The organism is Streptomyces sp. RKND-216 (assembly GCF_004795255.1).
Classification (GTDB): Bacteria; Actinomycetota; Actinomycetes; order Streptomycetales; family Streptomycetaceae; genus Streptomyces; species Streptomyces hazeniae.
In genome coordinates, this window is record NZ_SSBQ01000002.1 from 1,308,595 (window position 1) to 1,329,207 (window position 20,613).

The 20,613-nt window shown below is 73.2% G+C and carries 19 protein-coding genes; 4 read left to right on the forward strand and 15 right to left on the reverse strand.

Annotated elements, in window-relative coordinates:
* Nucleotides 1-34: 34 nt before the first annotated feature.
* The 4 genes from E4198_RS05615 to E4198_RS05630 form a co-directional block, all read right to left on the reverse strand.
* Nucleotides 35-1,471: a sugar porter family MFS transporter gene (locus E4198_RS05615; protein ID WP_136182199.1), complete on the reverse strand. Its 1,437-nt coding sequence runs from the start codon at nucleotides 1,469-1,471 to the stop codon at nucleotides 35-37.
* Nucleotides 1,472-1,627: 156 nt separating this feature from the next.
* Nucleotides 1,628-5,497, reverse strand: a complete 3,870-nt coding sequence (locus E4198_RS05620) for an AAA family ATPase (protein WP_136182200.1) — start codon at nucleotides 5,495-5,497, stop codon at nucleotides 1,628-1,630.
* 278 nt (nucleotides 5,498-5,775) lie between these two features.
* Nucleotides 5,776-5,982, reverse strand: a complete 207-nt coding sequence (locus tag E4198_RS05625) for a hypothetical protein (RefSeq protein ID WP_027763854.1) — start codon at nucleotides 5,980-5,982, stop codon at nucleotides 5,776-5,778.
* Nucleotides 5,983-6,298: 316 nt separating this feature from the next.
* The gene (locus tag E4198_RS05630; protein WP_281728003.1) at nucleotides 6,299-6,613 is read right to left on the reverse strand and encodes an acylphosphatase; all 315 of its coding nucleotides are present in this window, start codon (nucleotides 6,611-6,613) and stop codon (nucleotides 6,299-6,301) included.
* Nucleotides 6,614-6,781: 168 nt separating this feature from the next.
* Between E4198_RS05630 and E4198_RS05635 the strand changes: the two genes are divergently transcribed.
* On the forward strand, nucleotides 6,782-7,765 hold the full coding sequence (locus E4198_RS05635; RefSeq protein WP_136182202.1) for a CAP domain-containing protein: 984 nt from the start codon (nucleotides 6,782-6,784) through the stop codon (nucleotides 7,763-7,765).
* Here the strand turns inward: E4198_RS05635 and mutM are convergent.
* The 9 genes from mutM to E4198_RS05680 all read right to left on the reverse strand — a co-directional run bounded on the left by mutM (nucleotide 7,759) and on the right by E4198_RS05680 (nucleotide 17,136).
* Nucleotides 7,759-8,691: a bifunctional DNA-formamidopyrimidine glycosylase/DNA-(apurinic or apyrimidinic site) lyase gene (gene mutM / locus E4198_RS05640; protein WP_136182203.1), complete on the reverse strand. Its 933-nt coding sequence runs from the start codon at nucleotides 8,689-8,691 to the stop codon at nucleotides 7,759-7,761. The two genes, E4198_RS05635 and mutM, sit on opposite strands and share 7 nt — an antisense overlap.
* Nucleotides 8,692-8,809: 118 nt before the next feature.
* On the reverse strand, nucleotides 8,810-9,604 hold the full coding sequence (gene rnc / locus E4198_RS05645; RefSeq protein WP_136182204.1) for a ribonuclease III: 795 nt from the start codon (nucleotides 9,602-9,604) through the stop codon (nucleotides 8,810-8,812).
* Between the two features lie 19 nt (nucleotides 9,605-9,623).
* A complete protein-coding gene (rpmF, locus tag E4198_RS05650; protein WP_023527756.1) occupies nucleotides 9,624-9,797 on the reverse strand; it encodes a 50S ribosomal protein L32 in 174 nt (57 codons plus the stop codon).
* Nucleotides 9,798-9,799: 2 nt separating this feature from the next.
* Nucleotides 9,800-10,435, reverse strand: coding sequence for a DUF177 domain-containing protein (locus tag E4198_RS05655; RefSeq protein WP_136182205.1), 636 nt, complete (start codon nucleotides 10,433-10,435; stop codon nucleotides 9,800-9,802).
* 178 nt (nucleotides 10,436-10,613) lie between these two features.
* Nucleotides 10,614-11,834: a cell division initiation protein gene (locus tag E4198_RS05660; RefSeq protein ID WP_348771286.1), complete on the reverse strand. Its 1,221-nt coding sequence runs from the start codon at nucleotides 11,832-11,834 to the stop codon at nucleotides 10,614-10,616.
* Between the two features lie 39 nt (nucleotides 11,835-11,873).
* Complete coding sequence (gene coaD, locus E4198_RS05665) at nucleotides 11,874-12,383, reverse strand: pantetheine-phosphate adenylyltransferase (RefSeq protein ID WP_136182206.1); 510 nt, start codon at nucleotides 12,381-12,383, stop codon at nucleotides 11,874-11,876.
* Nucleotides 12,377-12,976 (reverse strand): 16S rRNA (guanine(966)-N(2))-methyltransferase RsmD, encoded by a 600-nt coding sequence (rsmD, locus tag E4198_RS05670; protein WP_136182207.1) that lies wholly within the window; start codon nucleotides 12,974-12,976, stop codon nucleotides 12,377-12,379. Before rsmD ends, coaD begins: the two co-directional genes overlap by 7 nt.
* A 112-nt stretch (nucleotides 12,977-13,088) precedes the next feature.
* Nucleotides 13,089-15,404, reverse strand: coding sequence for an ATP-dependent DNA helicase RecG (gene recG / locus E4198_RS05675; protein ID WP_136182208.1), 2,316 nt, complete (start codon nucleotides 15,402-15,404; stop codon nucleotides 13,089-13,091).
* A gap of 58 nt (nucleotides 15,405-15,462) precedes the next feature.
* Entirely contained in the window at nucleotides 15,463-17,136 is a 1,674-nt protein-coding gene (locus tag E4198_RS05680) for a DAK2 domain-containing protein (RefSeq protein ID WP_136182209.1), read from the reverse strand.
* Nucleotides 17,137-17,401: 265 nt separating this feature from the next.
* Between E4198_RS05680 and rpmB the strand changes: the two genes are divergently transcribed.
* A complete protein-coding gene (gene rpmB / locus E4198_RS05685) occupies nucleotides 17,402-17,587 on the forward strand; it encodes a 50S ribosomal protein L28 (RefSeq protein ID WP_027763845.1) in 186 nt (61 codons plus the stop codon).
* Between the two features lie 147 nt (nucleotides 17,588-17,734).
* Here the strand turns inward: rpmB and thiD are convergent, their stop codons facing one another.
* Both thiD and E4198_RS05695 read right to left on the reverse strand, forming a co-directional pair.
* Nucleotides 17,735-18,538: a bifunctional hydroxymethylpyrimidine kinase/phosphomethylpyrimidine kinase gene (gene thiD, locus E4198_RS05690; RefSeq protein WP_136182210.1), complete on the reverse strand. Its 804-nt coding sequence runs from the start codon at nucleotides 18,536-18,538 to the stop codon at nucleotides 17,735-17,737.
* Nucleotides 18,539-18,571: 33 nt separating this feature from the next.
* The gene (locus tag E4198_RS05695) at nucleotides 18,572-19,567 is read right to left on the reverse strand and encodes a thiamine-phosphate kinase (RefSeq protein ID WP_136182211.1); all 996 of its coding nucleotides are present in this window, start codon (nucleotides 19,565-19,567) and stop codon (nucleotides 18,572-18,574) included.
* A gap of 188 nt (nucleotides 19,568-19,755) precedes the next feature.
* Between E4198_RS05695 and E4198_RS05700 the strand changes: the two genes are divergently transcribed.
* Both E4198_RS05700 and E4198_RS05705 read left to right on the forward strand, forming a co-directional pair.
* Nucleotides 19,756-19,989: an Lrp/AsnC ligand binding domain-containing protein gene (locus tag E4198_RS05700; protein WP_027763842.1), complete on the forward strand. Its 234-nt coding sequence runs from the start codon at nucleotides 19,756-19,758 to the stop codon at nucleotides 19,987-19,989.
* 101 nt (nucleotides 19,990-20,090) lie between these two features.
* On the forward strand, nucleotides 20,091-20,546 hold the full coding sequence (locus E4198_RS05705) for a DUF3515 domain-containing protein (RefSeq protein ID WP_247597861.1): 456 nt from the start codon (nucleotides 20,091-20,093) through the stop codon (nucleotides 20,544-20,546).
* The last annotated feature ends 67 nt before the right edge of the window (nucleotides 20,547-20,613 follow it).

Below are 20,613 nucleotides of genomic sequence, written 5' to 3' on the forward strand. Positions count from 1 at the left end.
GGCCGCGGTGGTACCGAGGAGCGGGCAGCGGGGTTCAGCCCATCTCCTCCAACGCCTTGCCCTTCGTCTCCGGCACCCACTTGAGCAGGAACGGGACGGAGAGCACGGCGAAGACGGTGTAGAGAACGTACGCGCCCGAGAGGTTCCAGTCGGAGAGGCTCGGGAAGCTGACGGTGATCAGCCAGTTGGCCACCCACTGGGCCGAGGCGGCGACGCCGAGGGCGGCGGCGCGGATGCGGCTGGGGAACATCTCGCCCAGGAGCACCCAGACGACGACGCCCCAGGAGAGCGCGAAGAACAGCACGAAGCTGTGCGCGGCGACCAGCGCGACGGCCCCCTGGAGGTCGGGGAGGGTGATGTCCTCCCCGCCGCCGGACTTGTACGAGAACGCCCAGGCGGCGAGGCCGAGCGAGACGGCCATGCCGACGGAGCCGACGAGTGCGAGCGGCTTGCGCCCGACCCGGTCGACGAGCAGCACCGCGATGACGGTGCCGACGATGTTGATGATGGAGGTGGTGAAGCTGTAGAAGAACGAGCCCGCCGGGTCGATGCCGACCGACTGCCACAGCGAGGCGCTGTAGTAGAAGATCACATTGATGCCGACGAGTTGCTGGAAGACGGACAGGCCAATGCCGATCCACACGATGGGCAGCAGACCGAAGCGTCCGCCGAACAGGTCGCGCAGGGTGGGCTTGTGCTCGCTGCGCATCGACTCCTGGATCTGCGCGACGCGGGCGTCCAGGTCGACGTCGGCGCCCTCGACGCGGGCGAGGACGCCGCGGGCCTCGGCCGAGCGACCGGCCGCGATGAGGTAGCGGGGCGACTCGGGAATGCCGAAGGTCAGCAGGCCGTAGAGGACGGCGGGGAGGACCATGACGCCGAGCATCCACTGCCAGGCCTCCAGGCCGGCGAGAACGCCCCGCTGGTCGCCGTCGGCGAGGTTGAGGATGCCGAAGTTGACCAGCTGGGAGACGGCGATGCCGATGACGATGGCCGCCTGCTGGAAGGACGCGAGCCGGCCGCGGTAGGCGGGCGGGGCGACTTCGGCGATGTAGGCGGGGGCGACGACGGACGCCATGCCGATGGCCACGCCGCCCAGGACGCGCCAGAGCGCGAGGTCCCACAGGGCGAAGGGCAGCGCGGAGCCGACGGCGCTCACCGTGAAGAGCACGGCGGCGATCTGCATCACGCGGATACGGCCCACCCGGTCGGCGAGCCGCCCGGCGGTGGCGGCGCCGACCGCACAGCCGATCAGAGCGGCGGCGATCACCTGCGCCAGGACCTCGGCACCGACGGCGTAGCGGTCCTGGACGGCGACCACGGCTCCGTTGATCACGGAGCTGTCGTAGCCGAACAGGAACCCGCCCATGGCCGCGGCGGCGGCGATGAAGACGACATGGCTGAGGTGCTGTGGCCGGGCGCCCTGCGCATCCGACGGCACCCGAGTGGCGCTGGTCACGGTGTTCTCCATGTGAACGTAAGAACGACTCCGCAGACACTATGCATTCAACAACCGAAGTCAAGAGTGCGATGTGTCACGCAGCAGCGGCGGTTGACCTCGAAGAACACCTTCACGATGTGAAGATCGCGGGAAGAGCGAAACGGGGCGCGAGCGGGGTCAGCCGGATCAGCCGAGGCGCTGGCTGATCACCTTGGAGACGCCGTCGCCCTGCATCGACACGCCGTACAGCGCGTCCGCGACCTCCATCGTTCGCTTCTGGTGCGTGATGACGATGAGCTGGGAGCTGTCCTTCAGCTCCTTCATGATCCGGATCAGCCGCTGGAGGTTGGTGTCGTCCAACGCCGCCTCCACCTCGTCCATCACGTAGAACGGGCTGGGTCGCGCCTTGAAGATGGAGACCAGGAGTGCGACGGCGGTCAGCGAACGCTCGCCGCCGGAGAGCAGCGACAGCCGCTTGACCTTCTTTCCGGGCGGACGGGCCTCCACGTCGACGCCGGTGGCCAGCATGTCGTCCGGGTCGGTCAGCACCAGGCGGCCCTCGCCGCCGGGGAAGAGACGGGAGAACACGCCTTCGAACTCCCGCGCGGTGTCGTGGTACGCCTCGGTGAAGACCTTCTCGACCCGCTCGTCGACCTCCTTCACCACCTGGAGCAGATCGGCACGGGTCTTCCGCAGGTCCTCCAGCTGCTCGCTGAGGAACTGGTGCCGCTCCTCCAGCGCCGCGAACTCCTCCAGCGCCAGTGGGTTGATCTTGCCCAGCTTGGTGTACGCCCGCTCCGCCGCGCGCAGCCGCTTCTCCTGATCCGCGCGGACGAACGGCACCGGCTGGTTGCGGGGGTGCTCGGGGTCCTCGGGCAGTTCCTCGCCCTCGGCCGGCGGGGAGGGCGGCACGAGCTGGTCGGGACCGTACTCGGCGGCCAGTCCGGCCGGCTCCACACCGAGTTCCTCCAGTGCCCGGGTCTCCAACTGCTCAATACGCAGACGCTTCTCCGCGCCGAGCACTTCCCCGCGGTGCACCGAGTCGGTGAGCTTGTCGTGCTCGTCCTTCAGCTCGCGTCCCTCGTTCCGTTCGGCCGCCAGCGCCTGTTCGCGTGCGGCCTTGGCCCGCTCGGCGTGCTGCCGTTCCTCGTCGGCCCGCCTGAGCGAGACCTCGACGTACGCGAGGAGCTGCCGGGCACCGGACGCGACCGCGGTCGCCACCTCGGCCTCCCGGCGCATCCGGGCGCGGCGCGCCTCGGCGCGCGCCCGCGCCTCCCGCTCGGCGCGCGCCGCACGGGTCAGCGCGTCGGCCCGTCCCGCCAGCCCCTTCACGCGTTCCTCGTGCGTGCGCACCTGGAGGCGCGCCTCCATCTCGGTCTGCCGCGCGTTCGCTCCGTCGGCGGCCAGCCGGTCGCGGCAGGAGGTGTCCGGCTCGTCGTCCTCCTCCTGCGCCTCCTCGGCGACGGCGAGGCGCTCGGCGAGCTCCTCGGCCTCCTCGGTGGCCCGCTGCAACGCCTCCTCGGCGCGGGTCACGGCGGCGGCGGTACGTTCCGCCTCGCCGGCCGCGGCGCGGGCCTGCCCCCCGAGGGTGCCGAGACGCCCGGCGACCTTGGACTTCTCCCGGTCGGCGGCACTGCGGCGACCGCCCAGTTCCTCGACCTCGACGGCACGGGCGCGGCGCGCCTCGGCGGCGTGCTCCTTCTCCCGTGCGGTCTCCTCACAGCGGATGGCCAGTTCGTCCCGTTCGGCGGCGGCCTCGTCCACGGCCGCCTGCGCCTCGAGGAGGCTGGGTGCTCCGGCCGAGCCGCCGTGGGCGAAGTGGCTGCCGAGGGTGTCGCCCTCAGCGGTCACGGCGACCAGCTCGGGGTGGGTGGCGACGAGCAGTTCGGCGTCCTCCAAGGTGCCGACCACGACCACGTCGCGCAGCAGCCGCCGTACGGCGGGCATCAGCTCCGCCGGGCCCTGCACCAGATCGCCTGCGGCGGGCCACGGGGACGGCGGCTGCCCCGGGGGCGTACCGCCGGGGCGCGGCGCCGGAGGTCCTGACGGCACGGGCGTCCCGCCGGGCGTCGACTGCGGCGCTCCGGCCGCGTCCCGTTCCCCGTCGCCGGGGCCCTCACCGCAGGGCGGCCGGCCCGTCCGTACGGAGCCCTCCCCCGGCGGTCCGGCGGCGGACACGTGCGCCTCGCAGGCGGGGCGGGTCTCGGCGGGGAGCGCCGCGGGCGGGTCGCCGCCGTGGCGGCGGGCGGGCGGAACGGTGTCGGCGGTGAGGGTGTCGCCGCTGTCAGGGGCGGAAGCGGGCGGAGCGGCGTCGGTGCGCTGGGCGGGAACGTCCACCGGGCCGGCGAGCAGCAGGGACGCGCGGCCCGCGTCGTGCTTGCGCAGCAGCCGCAGCGCGTCCGCGGCGGTGGCCGGGTCGGCGACCGCCAGCGCGTCGGCCGCCGCGCCGAGGGCGGCGGCGACCGGTACTTCGTGTCCGGGCCGGACGGTGAGGAGTTCCGCGGCCGGGCCGAGCAGGCCGCTGAGCCGGTCGGTGGCGGCGAGCAGGGCCTCGGAACCGTCCTTGCGGCGCAGGCCGAGGGCCAGCGCGTCGTGCCGGGCGGAGGTGGCGGCGTGTTCGCGTTCCGCGGCCACCGCCGCGTCGCGCGCGGCACCGGCGGCGGTCTCGGCGTCGGCGAGGCGGCGCTTGGCCGCCTCGTGTGCGGCGGCGAGTTCCTCGTCTCCGGCGTCCAGCCCGTCGACCTCCGCCTGGAGTGCCTCGTGCTCCTCCCTTGCCCGAGCGGCGCGCGTCAGCGCGTCCTCGTGGGAGGCGGCGAGCCGGTCGATCTCGGCCTGCGCCGACGCGGCGCGGCTACGGGCCGCCCCCGCCTGCGCGTTGAGCCTGGCGAGTCCTTCGCGGCGGTCGGCGAGTGCGCGCGCGACGTCCTTGAGGCGCCGGTCCTCCTCGTGCAGCCGGCGTTCCAGCTCGGCGCGGTGCTCCACCGTGTCGTCCAGGGCGCGGGATGCCGCCTCCAACGCGGCTTCCAGTTCGGCCTCCTGCTCCCGTACGCGGTCGGCCTCGCGTTCCAGATCCTCCGGATCACGGCCGCGTCGCTCCTCCTCCGGCTGCGACGTGGCGCTCCTGACCCGTGCGTCCGCGAGGCTGACGGTGCCGCGTACGCGCTCGGCGAGCTGGGAGAGTTCCTGCCAGGTCTCCTGGGCGCGGCGCAGCCGGGGGGCGAGGGTGCGCACCTCCTGTTCGAGGTCGGACTCCCGCTTGAGCGCGGTCTTCAGCGCGGCCTCGACGGACTCGCGGCGCTCCTTCAGCGCGGCCTCGTCGGCGACTTCGGCCTTCAGCGCCTCACGGAGCGTCACCAGGTCGTCGGCGAGCAGGCGGAGGCGGGCGTCGCGCAGGTCGGCCTGGATGACCTGCGCGCGGCGGGCGACGGCGGCCTGGCGGCCGAGCGGCTTCAGCTGGCGGCGGAGTTCCTCGGTGAGATCCTGTACGCGGGCGAGGTTGGCCTGCATCGCGTCGAGCTTCCGCAGCGCCTTCTCCTTGCGCTTGCGGTGCTTGAGGACGCCCGCTGCCTCCTCGATGAACGCCCGGCGGCCGGTGGGGTCGGCGTGCAGGACGCCGTCGAGCTGGCCCTGGCCCACGATGACATGCATCTCCCGGCCGATGCCGGAGTCGGAGAGCAGTTCCTGGATGTCGAGCAGCCGGCAGGTGTCGCCGTTGATCTGGTACTCGCTGCCGCCGTTGCGGAACATGATCCGCGTGATGGTGACTTCGGCGTACTCGATGGGCAGGGCGCCGTCGGCGTTGTCGATGGTGAGCGAGACCTCGGCGCGGCCGAGCGGCGGACGCCCGGTGGTGCCGGCGAAGATGACGTCCTCCATCTTGCCGCCGCGCAGCGATTTGGCGCCCTGTTCGCCCATCACCCAGGAGAGGGCGTCGACGACGTTGGACTTGCCGGAGCCGTTGGGGCCGACCACGCAGGTGATGCCGGGCTCGAAGCGCAGCGTGGTGGCGGAGGCGAAGGACTTGAATCCTCGCAGGGTGAGGCTCTTCAGGTGCACGCCGTCGGACTCTACCGTTCAGGTCCGCCCGGACGCCGTCTCCCGCCCCGGCACGCCCCGCCGGATGCTCTTGGTTTCGGCCCGTCGGGCCGGGGGCACATCACACGGTAAGCGGGCCGGGAACGGACGGTAGCCGGGAGACGAAGGGGGGCACCGCAGGGCGAGGCGAAGGAGGAACGACGAAGGGACGCCGGAGCGTCCCTTGAGTTCCCTGAGCGGTGCCGTACGCCGGGAGTTGACCGGCGTGCGCATGACCGACCTGCCCTTGTGGGGCGGTGTCAGGTGAGCGCGGGCTCCGCCGTGGACACGTCGATGCCTTCGAGCAGCGAGTCTTCGCGACGTGCGGCAGCGGACAGCGCGTCGTTCTCCGCCTGGATCCGTACGATCTCGGATTCCAGGTCCTGTACACGCTGCTGAAGCCGTCGCATCTCGGAGAGGACTCGGGGGTCGGAGCCGCCGACGTAACCGAGAAGCGCCTTTGCCATGATGGATGGTCCTCCACACTGAATGACCGACCGGAACGGGTGGTGGGTCGTGAGGGAATTGCACCCGCGGTGTCTGCTCTGCACTTGTCTCTTCAGGGCACACAAATCAGGTGCGCGGGGTGATTCCAGGGTCTCACCAAATGCGGGGACGGTCAACACGATCACACTCCGCCACCCGGGGGGCCTCGTCTCGACGGCTCGGACTGTCGTGCTCATGAGCCGGAGGCGGCGCCCCGGGGAACTGCGGAGATCACCTTCCGCGGAAGCCTTGCATGCCTGGCCAGAAATGGCAACCAGTCCTTGACACGCTCGTCGATCATCGGATTTCGAAGCCTTCGTACCCTCCTCTGGGAGATCCCCAGATCTCGGTGACGCCGTCCACGCGTCCCGGCGTGTCGCCGGCGCGGAGCCAGTCGAGCAGCTCTTCACAGAGCGCGGGTGCCCCCTCCGCCACGACGTGAACCCGTCCGTCGCCGAGGTTGACGGCGAACCCCTCGAGCGCACCGATGCGCAGCGCCGCCTCCCGGGTGAACCAGCGGAAGCCCACCCGCTGGACGCGTCCGCGTACCCACACCGTCATGCGTACCGACTCCGCCCCGGGAGCGGCCGTTCGCGACGTGCCCTCCGTCACCTGTCGTCCCTCGTCTCCTGTCGCCACCTGCACGTCCGGAAAGGTATCCGGCGATTGGTCCGGTAGTTCCAGCGGGGCGGGGGTGAATGCCGTAGTCTCCCGGGGCAACGGAATCACCCGTACGGGTGAGTGCCCCCCCTGTAGCCGAGTCATGCGAGGACGGCAGAGATGGGCCGCCACAGACGTGCCACCCCCACCAGCCCCGCCCCTCAGCGCTCCCGGACCGCAGTCGGCGACCCGGCCGCGGGAACCGTACGGACGCCGGACCCGGCACCCCGCTACGGCCGGCACCGGGGGGCGCGCCGCCGGCCCGCCCCGGTGCGCACCGGCCTGCTGGGCGCGTCGGCGGCGCTGGCCGTCGGCGCGGTAGGCGTCTCCTCGGGCCTCATACCGGGGCCCGACGGTGTGTTCACCGTCGGGGACACCGGAACGAGTGGACGGGTGCAGGCTGACGGCGCCTCCGTCACCCCCTACGGCGGAACCTCCGGTTCCCCCTCGGACCGCGCGTCGCGCGGCGCCGAGCGTGACGGGCTGCGGGACGGGTCCGCCTCGCCTTCCGACAAGGCGTCGAAGACGCCGGAGGAGCGGAAGAAGGACGAGAAGTCCGCCGCACCGACGAAGACGGCCGAGCCGTCGGACAGCCCGAGCCGGACCGGCTCGCCCGGCGGCAGCGCCTCCGACGGCGCCGAGACCCGGAGCGCCCCCGCCCGGACCCGTTCCGCGGACCCGGGAACCGGCGGCTCCGGTGGGGGATCGGGCGGCGGCTCGTCGCAGGACACCTCCGCCGAGGCGCAGGTGCTCAGCCTGGTCAACGCGGAGCGCGCGAAGGTGGGTTGCTCGCCGCTGACAGCCGACTCGGAGCTGGCCGCGCTGGCCGAGGGCCACAGCCGCGACATGGCCGAGCGCGGCTACTTCTCGCACACGACGCCGGACGGCAGGAGCCCGTGGGACCGGGCCGATGCTGCGGGCGTGGACAACATGGGCGGCGAGAACATCGCCCGCGGCCAGTCCGACGCCCAGGCCGTCATGGACGCCTGGATGAACAGCGACGGCCACCGCGCGAACATACTGAACTGCGACTTCCGGACTATGGGCGTGGGCGCGCACTTCGCGCAGGGCGGCCCCTGGTGGACGCAGGCGTTCGGCTACTGACGGCTGGCGGCGGGACCGGCCGTGCCGGTGCCGTCGCCGCTCGTACCGGCCGGACGGAGTGAGCGCGGCGCGTACGGCCGCTGGCAGCGCGGGCAGAAGTAGCTGGACCGGTTCATCCACGGCCTGCGGCGCATCGCCGTGCCGCAGCGCCGGCACGGCTCGCCCTCCCTGCCGTACGCGTCCAGCGAGCGGTCGAAGTAGCCCGATTCGCCGTTCACGTTGACGTACAGGCTGTCGAAGCTGGTACCGCCGACGGCCAGTGCCGCGTGCATCACGTCCCGGACGTGGCCGAGGAGTTCGGCGGACCGGGGCCGGGTGAGGGTCGCGGTCGGCCGGTCGTAGTGCAGCCGGGCCCGCCACAGTGCCTCGTCGGCGTAGATGTTGCCGACCCCGCTGATCAGCGACTGGTCGAGCAGCGCGCGCTTGATCGTGGTGCGGCGACGGCGGAGCGAGGCGGCGAACGCGCCCTCGTCGAATCGCGGGTCGAGCGGGTCGCGGGCGATGTGGGCGATGACGTCCGGCAACCCGTCGGAGGCGCCCTGGGCCTCCGGGTGGAGGGACAGGCCGCCGAAGGTGCGCTGGTCCACGAAGCGCAGCTCGGTGCGGGCGTCGTCGGCGAACCGGAAGCGGATGCGCAGGTGCTTCTCGTCCGGGGCGTCCTCGGGCTGGATCAGCAGTTGCCCGCTCATGCCGAGGTGCGCGAGGATCGAGGTGCCCTCGCCTGCGAGGGGAATCCACAGGTACTTGCCGCGGCGGTGGGCGGTACCGAGGGTGTGACCGGTGAGACGCGCGGCGAAGTCGGCCGCGCCGGCGGGGTGGCGCCGGACGGAGCGGGGGTGGCGGACCTCGACGGCCGCGACGGTGCGCGCGGCGGCCCACCGTTCCAGGCCGCGGCGCACGACTTCGACCTCGGGCAGCTCGGGCAACGGGCTCTCCTCCGGAGGGTGGAAGGCGCCTGCTCCGCTTCCGGCCCGGACGCCGTTCCCGGAAGCGGCGGGCGGGTCTGCGAAAACAGGCCCGCCCGGCGCCACCGGGCGTGTGCGGTCAGGAAGCCGGGGGCGGTTCGGGAGCCGGCGTGGCGGCAGAACCGTCCGCGGCCGACTGGGCCGCGGCATGGATGGCGCGGTACGCCGCCTCCGCGGCCTGCTGCTCCGCTTCCTTCTTGCTGCGGCCGGTGCCGGTGCCGTACGCGACACCACCGACGCGGGCGGCAGCCGTGAAGGTCTTCTCGTGGTCGGGCCCGGTCTCGGTGACCGCGTACTCCGGGACGCCGAGCGCCTCGGCGGCGGTCAGTTCCTGGAGGCTGGTCTTCCAGTCCAGTCCGGCACCGAGTCCGGCCGACTTCTCGATCAGCGGGTCGAAGAGCCGGTGCACCAGCGCGGACGCCGCCTCCAGGCCCTGGTCGAGGTAGACGGCACCGATGACCGCTTCGAGGGTGTCGGCCAGGATGGACGCCTTGTCGCGTCCGCCCGTGCCCTCCTCGCCGCGTCCGAGCCGTACGAAGGAGCCGAGTTCGAGGCCGCGGGCGACGTCCGCGAGGGCGCGGGAGTTGACCACGGCGGCGCGCAGCTTCGCGAGCTGACCTTCGGGCAGGTCGGGGTGCGCCCGGTAGAGGGTGTCGGTGACCACGAGGCCGAGGACGGAGTCGCCGAGGAACTCCAGTCGCTCGTTGGTGGGCAGCCCACCGTTCTCGTACGCGTACGAGCGGTGTGTCAGCGCACGCACCAGAAGGGCGGACTCGAGTCGGTACCCGAGCCGCCCTTCCAGAAGCGTGAGGGACGAGGCCGCGTCCACCAGGTCCGCCGGGGCCGCCTCGGGCGGCGTCGTGGCGTCTGACATGGAGCGTGTCACCCGCCGATCAGACCTCGAGAACCTGACGCTTGTTGTAGGTGCCGCAGCTCGGGCACGCGATGTGCTGCTGCTTCGGCTCCTGGCAGCGCTCGCACTTCACCAGGGTCGGGACCGCAGCCTTCCACTGCGACCGGCGGTGGCGCGTGTTGCTGCGCGACATCTTCCGCTTCGGAACAGCCACGGCTACTTCTCCTGCTTCTCGTCGGCGCCCGGTGCGGCGCCGTTCTGATCGTCCTTCTCGCCGTCCCGGATGGTCTCGGCGAGTCCCTGCAGTGCCGCCCAACGGATGTCGACGGCGTCGTCGTGCCCGTGGTCCGGCTCGTCCGCGAGCCGCGCCCCGCAGTCGGGACACAGGCCCGGACAGTCGTCCTGGCACACCGGCTGCAGCGGCAGTGACAGCACCACCGCGTCCCGCAGCACGGGCTCGAGGTCGAAAAGGTCGCCCTCGAGGAAGAGTGTGTCCTCCTCCTCGGCGTCGTCGCCGGTCTCCGCGCTTCCGCGGCTCCGGTCGTCGGCGTCGGGGTAGGAGAACATCTCCTGGAAGTCCGCCTCGGCCTCCTGCTCCAGCGGCTCCAGACACCTTACGCACTCCCCCCGCAGCGGCGCATGTGCGGTGCCTGTGACGAGCACACCTTCCATGACCGACTCCAGGCGGAGATCGAGCTCCACGGCCGCACCCTGCGGCACCCCGAGGAACTCCACCCCCATGTCCGCGGGGGCGGGAACCGAGCGGGACAGGCGCTTCATCGCACCGGGCCGCCTGCCCAGCTCGCGTGTGTCGAACACGAGCGGGTCGCGGTGGTCGAGCGGGGCGTTCAGAGCTTCCTGCCTTCTACGGGGTGGGCTGGTGCCGTCCGGGACCGGTCAAGGCCCGCGGTGTGGACGCCGTCCGGGCAGCCCGCAGCGCGGGCGCAGGTACGGCCGAAGAGACAGGATACGGCACGGGGCGCCCGGTACCCAATTCGGAACGGGGCGGACCTCGCCTGCCCGGGGCGGGTCAGCCGCGGCCGTCGCCGCCCGGGCCGTACGGGCCGGGATCGTAGGACTGACCGTAGTCCTGCGGATACCCATGGTCGCCCTGGTACGTGCCGCCGTCCCGGTAGGCCGGGTCCTGCTCCTGGCCGTACTGCGGCGGGTAGCCCCCGTCCTGCTGGTACTGGCCGGCGGTGTACTGCTGCTCGTAGCGGGCGACCTGGTCCAGGTCGATCATCCCGGTGTCGAAGAAGCTGGTCTCGTCCAGCGCCGCGGCAGGCTGTCCTCCGTACTGCTGCGCGCCGTAGCCGGGCTGCTGCGCGCCGTAGTAAGCGTCCTGCGGGTAGCCGGCGCCCTGCCCGGCGTCGTAGTAGGCGCCCTGGCCGTACGGGTCCTGCCCTGCCGCGGCCGGCTGCGCGTACGGGTCGGCCGGCTGCTGCGGGACGGCCCCGGGCGGGACCGTTCCCGGCGGCATCGCATCCGGCGCCTGCGGCGGCACGGCGGCCGCCGGGGACGCCTGCGCCGGCACGTCCGCCAGACCGGCGAGGTAGTCCGCGTCGCTGGTGTGCGGCGCCTGGTCTCCGCCCAGGTCCTGCGCGGCCAGGTGGGCGCCGAGTTCGTCGACCGGGCGGTGCCCGAGGAGCTTCTGCCGCCCGCGGCCGACCGCCTCCAGCGTCTTGGTCAGCACGGCCGCGACGGAACCGAGGCGGGCGTTCACATACTCGTCGGCGCGGTGCCGCAGCTCCTCCGGGTCGGCGGTGCGCTCCGGCGCGTCGTCGTCGGCGTCGTCGTACCCGCCCTGCGCGCCGCCGAGCAGCTTCTCCCGGCCCCGCTCGACGGAGCCGATGGTCTTGCTCAGCACGACCTCGAAGTTGGCGAGCTTGCTGTCGACGTAGTCGTCGGCCTCCGCGCGGATCTCCTCCGCCTCGCTCCGGGCCTCGGCGAGGATGCGGTCGGACTCCTGCTGCGCCTGCCGGGCGATCTCGGTGCCGGCGACCAGCGAGCCGCGTTCGGCGCGGGCGCCCTCGATGATGCGCTGCGCCTCCTGCTGGGCCTCGGCGACCATCTGCTCCCGGCCGCCGAGCAGTTCCTGCGCCTGCGCGAGGGAGCCTGGCAGCGCCGCCCGCACCTCTTCGAGCATGGCGAGCAGTTCGGCCCGGTTCACCACGCAGGAGGCCGACATGGGCATCGACCGGGCACCGTCGACGGTGGCCACGATCTCGTCGAGTCTCTGCTGTACGTCCACGGGTGTGACTGTACGGCCCGGGAGCCCGCAGGGGCGACGCTACTTCCGGGAGAGCCGTTCGTTCAGCGCGGTCAGCACCTGCGGCGGCACCAGGTGCGAGACGTCCCCGCCCCAGGCGGCGACCTCCTTGACCAGACTGGAGGAGAGGAACGAGTAGGTGGGGTTGGTCGGCACGAAGAGCGTCTCGACGCCGGAGAGGCCGTTGTTCATCTGCGCCATCTGGAGTTCGTAGTCGAAGTCGCTGACGGCGCGCAGCCCCTTGACGATGGCCGGGATGTCGCGCTGCTTGCAGTAGTCGACCAGCAGGCCGTGGAAGGCCTCGACCTCCACGTTGCCGTAGTCGGCGGTGACCTGGCGGATGAGGTCGATGCGCTCGTCGACGGTGAAGACGCCCTGCTTCGACTTGTTGATCATCACCGTGACGTGCACCACGTCGTACAGCTTCGAGGCCCGGCCGATGATGTCGAGGTGCCCATTGGTGATCGGGTCGTACGACCCCGGACAGACGGCGCGGCGCACTGGCGTCTCCTCGCTCTCGGAACTCAGCATGACTGGGGAGTAACCTCCCGTGCGGCGGCGCGACCGTACCAGAGCGTGCCCTCGCCGTAGCGGCGGGACCGCAGCCCGGTGTACCCCTCCGGCCAGCCGAAAACGCCGCCCCGGGTGCTCCGTTCCACGGTGGCGAGAGCGCCCTCGGTCAGCCAGCCCCGGGTACGGAGTGTGAGGAGGATCTCGCGGAGGTCGTCGTCGGACACGGCGTAGGGCGGGTCGAGGAAGACCAGCCCGTACGGCTCCTCCGGACCGGGCCCGGCGAGGATCTGCTCGGCGCGGGCCGCACGCACCTGAGCGCCGCGCAGTCCGAGCGCCCGCACGTTCTCCCGGATGGTGCGCGCCGCGCGCGCGTCCGACTCGACCAGCAGGACGTGGGACGCGCCGCGCGAGAGCGCCTCCAGACCGACCGCGCCCGAGCCGCCGTACAGGTCCAGCACGCGCAGGCCGCGCCAGGCGGCCGGACCGCCGAGCTGGGCCTCCCAGCTGGAGAACATGCCCTCCCTGGCCCGGTCGGACGTGGGGCGGGTGCCGGTACCCGGCGGCACCGCCAGCCGTCTGCCGCCGGCGACGCCGGCGATCACGCGGGTCATGGGCTCGGGTCCTCCGTGCGGTGCGGTGCGGTCGTGCCGGCCGCGCGGGCGCCGCGTGCGCGGCCCCGCGGGCACGGTCCACGATATGGCGTGGCCGCCCGGCGGCGGCGCCTCACCCCTTGTCCAGGTAGTCGGCCCGTTCCTTGTCCAGCAGGGCGTCCAGCGCGGTGCGCAACTCCGGGTGGGCCGCCAGCTCAGGGTCCCCGGCGACCAGGGCGGTGGCCTCCCGGCGGGCGTCGGCGATGACGTCCTCGTCGTCGATGACCGCGAGCATCCGCAGCGACGAGCGCACCCCGGACTGCGCCTGCCCCAGCACGTCGCCCTCGCGACGCTGTTCGAGGTCGATGCGGGAGAGCGCGAAGCCGTCGGTGGTGCTTGCGACCGCCTCCAGCCGGGTGCGGGCGGGCGAGGCCTCGTGCGCCTCGGTGACCAGCAGGCAGAGTCCGGCCGCCGCTCCGCGGCCGACCCGGCCGCGGAGCTGGTGGAGCTGGGAGACGCCGAACCGGTCGGCGTCCATGATCACCATGACGGTGGCGTTGGGGACGTTGACGCCGACCTCGATGACGGTGGTCGCCACCAGCACGTCCACCTCGCCGTCGGCGAAGGCGCGCATCACCCCTTCTTTGGCGTCCGGCTGCATGCGGCCGTGCAGCGCGGCGACGCGGAGCCCGGACAGCGGGCCGGAGCCGAGCTGTTCGACCAGGTCGAGGACGGCGAGCGGCGGCCGGCGTTCGCCGTCGGCGTCCGCGGCGGCGCCCCCGGAGGCGTCTGCGGAGGCGCCCCCGGAGGCGTCTGCGGAGGCGTCTGCGGAGACCGCCGTGGAAGCGCCGTCCTCCGCGGTGTCGCTCCCGGTCTTCTCCCGTGCCCCGGCAGCCGGTTCGTCCTCGTCCCCGATCCGCGGGCACACCACGTACGCCTGGTGCCCGGCCTCGGCCTCCTCCCGTACGCGCTCCCACGTACGGGCGAGGAAGTGCGGCTTGTCGGCGGCGGGCACCAGGTGGCTGGCGATGGGCGAACGCCCCGCCGGCAGCTGGTCCAGCACGGACGTCTCCAGGTCGCCGAAGACGGTCATGGCCACCGTGCGCGGGATCGGGGTCGCGGTCATCACCAGCAGATGCGGCGGCTGCTTGCCCTTGGAGCGCAGCGCGTCACGCTGCTCCACCCCGAAGCGGTGCTGCTCGTCGACGACGACCAGGCCCAGGTCGTGGAACTGCACCTTGTCCTCGATCAGGGCGTGGGTGCCGATGACGATCCCGGCCTCGCCGGTCGCGAGTTCCAGCAGCGCGCGGCGGCGGGCCGGGGTGCCCATCGAGCCGGTGAGCAGCACGACCTTGGTGCCGTGCTCGGCGCCGCCGAGCATGCCGCCCTCGGCGAGTTCGCCCATCATCTCGGTGATCGACCGGTGGTGCTGCTGGGCGAGGACCTCGGTCGGGGCGAGCAGGGCGGCCTGGCCGCCGGCGTCCACCGCGGTGAGCATCGCGCGCAGCGCGACCAGGGTCTTGCCGGAGCCGACCTCTCCCTGGAGGAGACGGTGCATGGGGTGTTCGCCGGCCAGGTCGTCCAGGATCTCGCGGCTGACCTGCTGTTGTCCTTCGGTGAGGGTGAACGGAAGGCGTGCGTCGAAGGCGTGCAGCAGTCCGTCCTGGGCCGGACGGCGCGGCACGGCGGGCAGGTGCGACTCGGCGAGCCGGCGCCGCGCGAGCACGGTCTGGAGGACGAACGCCTCGTCCCATTTCAGCCGCGCCCGAGCGTCGTGGAGGTCGGCCCGCGTGTGCGGCCGGTGCACCTTGCGGAAGGCCTCGGGGAGCGGGATCAGCCGGCGCGCGTCGCGGAGCGGGGCGGGCAGCGGGTCGGTGAGGGCGGACCAGCCGGTGGCCTCCATGGAGGTCAGCACAGTGTCCACGGCCTGCTCGATCTTCCAGGAGGAGAGCTGGGCGCACGCCGGGTAGAGCGGCAGCAGCGCGCTCGCGAACCGTTCGACGGTTTCGCGGTCGTCGCCGTCGTCGTCATCGAGCAGCTTGAACTCGGGATGGGAGAGCTGGAGCTTCCTGTTGAAGACGCCGACCTTGCCCGCGAACATGCCGCGGCGGCCGGGAAGCAGCTTCTGCTTGGCGGCGAACACCGCGCGGCCGAAGAAGACGAGCTGGAGGCGGCCGCTGCCGTCGGTGAGGTTGACCTCCAGGCGCTGGCCGCGGCCGCGATTGAAGGAGTGCACGCGGGCGTCGGCGATGCGGGCCACGACGGTGACGTGCTCGTCGAGCGGCAGGTCGGCGAGCTTGGTGAGTTCGCCGCGCTCCGCGTACCGGCGCGGGTAGTGGTGCAGCAGGTCGCCGACCGTGTGCAGGTCGAGGTGGTCGGCCATCACCTTCGCGGTGTTGCCGCCGAGGGCCTTCTTCAGGGGTTCGTCGAGCGAGGGCACGTGCTCCATTGCACACCATGACGGTGACAGTGCGGCGTACGCCGCCGCCGGGAGCCTCCCTCCCGGGTCACTCCACGCCGACGAGCAGCGGGCCGGCGCCCGCACGGCCCTCGTAGACCACCGTGTCCACGCCCAGGTGACCGCGGCGCACCTGCGCCTCCAGGCGCGCGGCGAGCCCGTCCGGGGCGTGGGGGCCGACGACCAGGGTGACCATCTCGCCACCCGCGGCGAGCATGCGTTCCAGCACGTCGGAGGCGGTGCGGGCGACGTCGTCGCCGATCACCGCGACGTCGCCCTCGACCAGGCCCAGGACGTCCCCGGCCTGGCAGACGCCGGCCGTGGTCCACGCCTCGCGCGCGGCCACCGCCACCTCGCCGTAGCGGGTGGCGCCGGCCGCGGAGGTCATGGCGACGACGTCCTCGTCGAACCGCGCGCCGGGGTCGTGCACGGCGAGGGCGGCGATGCCCTGGACGGCGGCGCGGGTGGGGACGACGGCGACACGCACGCCGTGGGTGCGCGCGCGTTCGGCGGCGCGTACGGCGGTGACGTGCAACTCCGGGTCGTTGGGGAGCAGCACGATCTCCCGTGCTCCGCAGCCGCGTACGGCCGCGGTCAGAGTGTCCTCGTCGGCGCCGCCGCCGGCCGGTGCACGGACGACGCAGGCTCCGGCCTCCTCGCACAGCCCGGCCAGACCCTCGCCGCGGACGACGGCGACCACGGCGCGGGTCCGCTCCGGCGGCGGCTCCCCCGCGCAGTCTGGCGTCGCCCCGGCCGCGTGCCGGTCCGGTGCGGAGGCGAGGTGGGTGATGCGGACGCGGTGCGGCCGCCCGGCGGCGATCCCGGCCTCCACGGCGGCGCCCGCGTCGTCCACGTGCACGTGGACGTTCCACAGGCCCTCGCCGCCGATGACGACGAGGGAGTCTCCGAGGGCGTCGAGAGCGCCCCGCAGGCGGTGCACGGCGTCCTCGTCGGCATCGAGCAGGTACATCACCTCGAACGCCGGAGAGGTCTGCTCCTCTCCGTCTCCGCGCGGGGCGTGCCGGGGCTCCGGGGCCGAACGGCGAGGGGTGTCCGGTGCGGCAAGCGGCCGAGCCGGTTCCGGCGGGTCGGGCTCGTCGCCGGAGAGGGTCGCGGCGAGGGCGTCGAGGACGACGAGCAGGCCGCGCCCCCCGGCGTCGACGACTCCGGCGCGGGCCAGTACGGCGAGCTGGCCGGGAGTGGCGGCCAGGGCCGTTCGCGCGCCGTCACGCGCGGCTCGGGCGACGGCCGCGCCGTCGTTCCCCGGGGTGGCCGCAGCGGCGTCGGCGGCGGCGCGGGCCACCGACAGCATGGTGCCCTCGACGGGATGGGCGACCGCTTCGTACGCGGCGTCGGCGGCCCGGCGCAGGCCGCGCCGGAGCAGGTCCGCGCCGGAGGGCTCCCCTCTGCCGTCGGGGTCGGCGTAGACCTCGGCCATGCCGCGCATCAGCTGGGCCAGGATGGTGCCGGAGTTGCCGCAGGCGCCGAGCAGTGCGCCGTGCGCGGCCGTCCGCATCGCTTCGGCGGCGGTGCGGCACTCGGCCTCCGGCGTGCGCAGCGCGCGGTCCGCGGCGGCGAGGGTCAGGCAGAGGTTGCTCCCGGTGTCACCGTCGGCGACGGGGAAGACGTTGATGGTGTCGATCTCCTCGCGGCCGCGCCGGAGCGCGTCCAGGGCGCGGGTGCACCAGTGCCGTACCGCTGCGGGATCGAGCGTGGACGGCACGGGGCAGCCTCCTTGGGAGTGGGGACGGGACGCGCGCCATGCTAGGACCTGTCCGGGGGCGTGGGGCGCGCGCCGCCGCCTCGCCTGCACCGCTCCCCCTCCGGAAGAGCGGAGCCGGTTTCACTGTTCGCGTGGGACCGTTGTATGCTGCTCCGGTTGCCCGATGTGGTCGGGCGCGAACTCTTCCCGGGCCCCGCCGGTCAGACTCCTGCACCAGCGACGCCGGGATTCACCGTAAGCGCATCTGAAGTCTTTGGAGTGACCCGTGGCTGCCAACTGCGACGTCTGCGGCAAGGGGCCGGGCTTCGGCAACAACATCTCCCACTCGCACCGCCGTACGCCGCGTCGCTGGACCCCGAACATCCAGCGCGTGCGTGCCGTGGTCGGCGGGACGCCGAAGCGCCTCAACGCCTGCACCTCGTGCATCAAGGCCGGCAAGGTCTCGCGCTGACGTCAGCGCGGCCACCTGCTGGTTGCTGCGAAGCCGGTCCGCCTCGAAGGCGGGCCGGCTTTCTCGTGTGCGCGGAACGTACGCGTTCGTGTGCGCTGAGCTCCGGCAGGCGACGCCCCCGAGCTCGGGGGCGTCGCCTGCCGGAGCTCAGCGGCGGGTGCGCCAACCGTGGTCGACGGGACCAATGCCGCCGCCCAGCGCGAAACCTGCGGCGATCGCCCCGGTGACGTAGTCCTTGGCGGCGGCGGCCGCGTCCGGCACCGTACGGCCCTTCGCCAGTTCCGCGGCCAGCGCGCTCGCCAGGGTGCAGCCGGTGCCGTGTGTGTGGCGGTTGTCGTGCCGGGGGGTGCGCAGCCAGTGTTCCTCCTCGCCGTCGGTGAGGAGGTCGACGGCGTCCCCGCGAAGATGCCCGCCCTTGATCAGCGCCCAGCGCGGTCCGTGGTGGAGGACCGCCTCGGCGGCTTTCCGCAGGTCGTCCACCTCCCGCACCCGCACACCGGTGAGCTGCGCCACCTCGTCCAGGTTGGGCGTGGCGACGGTCGCGGCCGGGAGCAACGCGTCGCGCACAGCGTCCAGAGCGTCGGACGCGAGCAGCGCGTCGCCGTGCTTGGAGACCCCCACCGGGTCCACCACGACGGGGACGGCGACCTCGGCGAGCAGGTCGGCCACCGTCCGCACCAGTGTGGCGGAGGACAGCATGCCGGTCTTCACCGCCCGCACTCCGATGTCGTCCACGACGCTGCGGAACTGGGCGCGGACCGCCTCCTCGGGCAGGTCCCAGGCGCCCTGGACGCCCAGCGAGTTCTGCGCGGTGACGGCGGTGAGCACGCTCATGCCGTGGGTGCCCAGTGCCAGCATGGTCTTCAGGTCGGCCTGGATGCCGGCGCCGCCCCCGGAGTCGGACCCGGCGACGGTCAGCACGCAAGGGGGCGCGGACGGTGGCGTGGTCATGGCTGCGAATGTACTCGGCCCGGCCACGGCGGCTCAGTCCTGGTCCGGGCCGAAGTGGTCCCAGCCGCCGGCCCGGTCCCACGGCGCGCCGTCGACGGTCACCTGCGGAGTGCCCGTGGGGGGAAGCACCTCGCCGATCACCCGCCAGCGCGCCGGGAGTTTGCGGTCGCGCGGGAAGGTGGCCACGATCGCGTGGTCCTCTCCCCCGGTGAGCACCCACTGCAGCGGGTCGACGCCGACCGCCTGGCCGATGTCCGACATCTGGAGCGGCACGTCCAGCTGCCGGGACCGTACGTCGATCCGCACGCGGCTCGCGACGGCTATGTGGCCCAGGTCTGCGATCAGCCCGTCGCTGACGTCGGTCATCGCGGTGGCGCCGAGCCCGGCGGCGGCCGGCCCCGCGTGGTACGGCGGCTCCGGACGGCGGTGGGCCTCGACGAACGCGCGCGGCGAACGGAAGCCGCGGGACAGTACGGCGTGCCCGGCCGCCGACCAGCCGAGCCAGCCGGTCACGGCGACCACGTCGCCGGCTCGGGCTCCGGAGCGGGTGACGGCCGCCTTGTCCCGGAGGTCGCCGAGCGCGGTGATGGCCACGGTGATCACGTCGCCGCGGGTCACGTCTCCGCCGACCACCGCGGCTGCGGCGACGCGGGCCTCGTCGCGGATTCCGTCCATCAGCTCCGTCGGCCAGTTCACCGGCAGTTCGGCCGGCACGACGAGGCCCAGCAGCAGCGCGGTGGGCACCGCGCCCATCGCCGCGACGTCCGCCAGGTTCTGAGCTGCGGCCTTGCGCCCCACGTCGTACGCTGTGGACCAGTCGCGGCGGAAGTGCCGCCCCTCGAGCAGGATGTCGGTGGTCGCCACCACGCGCCGGTCGGGAGCCGCCACCACCGCCGCGTCGTCGCCGGGTCCCAGGTGCACGGACGGTGTGGTGTCCAGGCGGGACGTCAGTTCCCGGATGAGTCCGAACTCGCCGAGTTCGGCCACGGTGCTGGGGTGGTGGGGGTTTCCCCCCGGAGAACTCAGCATGCCTCTGCCCCTTCACGTTCCGCACGCGCTGCGCGCGCTCCACGGTCCTCATCCGCCGGGCGGCCCGCGCCGGCGCACCCGTGGGTCTCCCGGCACCGGCGACGGCGCGGTACCGTAACCTCCCTCTTCCCCACCATGATCCCCGAAGCGACCGGCGAACCGGTCGCCGCAGCCGCCCTGGAGGTCCCGTGGTACAGGCGTACATCCTCATCCAGACCGAGGTCGGCAAGGCGTCGACCGTCGCCGAGGTCGTCGCCGGGATTGAGGGCGTGATCCAGGCGGAGGACGTGACCGGCCCGTACGACGTCATCGTGCGTGCGCAGGCCGACACGGTCGATGATCTCGGGCGCCTGGTGGTGGCGAAGGTGCAGCGCGTGGAGGGGATCACCCGCACCCTGACCTGCCCGGTCGTTCATCTCTAGCTCCCCCGTATGCTCGCCCGGTGAGTTCCGCATCGTCCACATCGTCCGCCTCGTACCGCCGTCGCGCAGCCCACCGGTTCCTCCCTGTGTACGGGCGGCTGCTGCTCGCGTCCGCCCTGTGCGGGGCGGTGGCGGGCTGCTCCACGGACGACGCCGGTCCCGCCGTCCCGGCTCCGTCCGGCGAGGCCGCTGAGGCGTGCCGGACGCTGCACGCGGCTCTGCCGGAACGGGTCGCCGGGCTGGAGCGCGGGGAGGCCCGGGAGAGCTCCCCGTACACGGCCACGTGGGGCGACCCGGCGGTCGAGCTGCGGTGCGGAGTGGCGAAGCCCGAAGTGCTCAGGCCCGGGAGTGAACACTACAACCCCACCTCCGACGCGGCGGAGGTGAACGGCGTCTCCTGGCTTCTGGAGGAGCAGGACGATGGATACCGCTTCACGACGACGGAGCGGGCGCCGCGTGTGGAGGTGACCGTTCCGGCCGCGTACGCGCCGGAGATCGGCGCGCTGACCGACCTCGCGGACGCCGTCCGCTCCGCCGTCCCCCGCCAGGCCTCCTGACCTTCCCGGTCTCGGCTCTGCCGGACGGGGGCGCGGAAGCGTCGTTGGCGCGCGCCGGGCGCGCGCG

Coding starts and splice junctions, on each gene's coding strand:
- E4198_RS05615 (WP_136182199.1), bottom strand. CDS start 1,471: ATGGAGAACACCGTGACCAGCGCCACTCGGGTGCCGTCGGATGCGCAG.
- E4198_RS05625 (WP_027763854.1), bottom strand. CDS start 5,982: ATGGCAAAGGCGCTTCTCGGTTACGTCGGCGGCTCCGACCCCCGAGTC.
- E4198_RS05635 (WP_136182202.1), top strand. CDS start 6,782: ATGGGCCGCCACAGACGTGCCACCCCCACCAGCCCCGCCCCTCAGCGC.
- rnc (WP_136182204.1), bottom strand. CDS start 9,604: ATGTCAGACGCCACGACGCCGCCCGAGGCGGCCCCGGCGGACCTGGTG.
- coaD (WP_136182206.1), bottom strand. CDS start 12,383: ATGCTGAGTTCCGAGAGCGAGGAGACGCCAGTGCGCCGCGCCGTCTGT.
- rsmD (WP_136182207.1), bottom strand. CDS start 12,976: ATGACCCGCGTGATCGCCGGCGTCGCCGGCGGCAGACGGCTGGCGGTG.
- recG (WP_136182208.1), bottom strand. CDS start 15,404: ATGGAGCACGTGCCCTCGCTCGACGAACCCCTGAAGAAGGCCCTCGGC.
- thiD (WP_136182210.1), bottom strand. CDS start 18,538: ATGACCACGCCACCGTCCGCGCCCCCTTGCGTGCTGACCGTCGCCGGG.
- E4198_RS05695 (WP_136182211.1), bottom strand. CDS start 19,567: ATGCTGAGTTCTCCGGGGGGAAACCCCCACCACCCCAGCACCGTGGCC.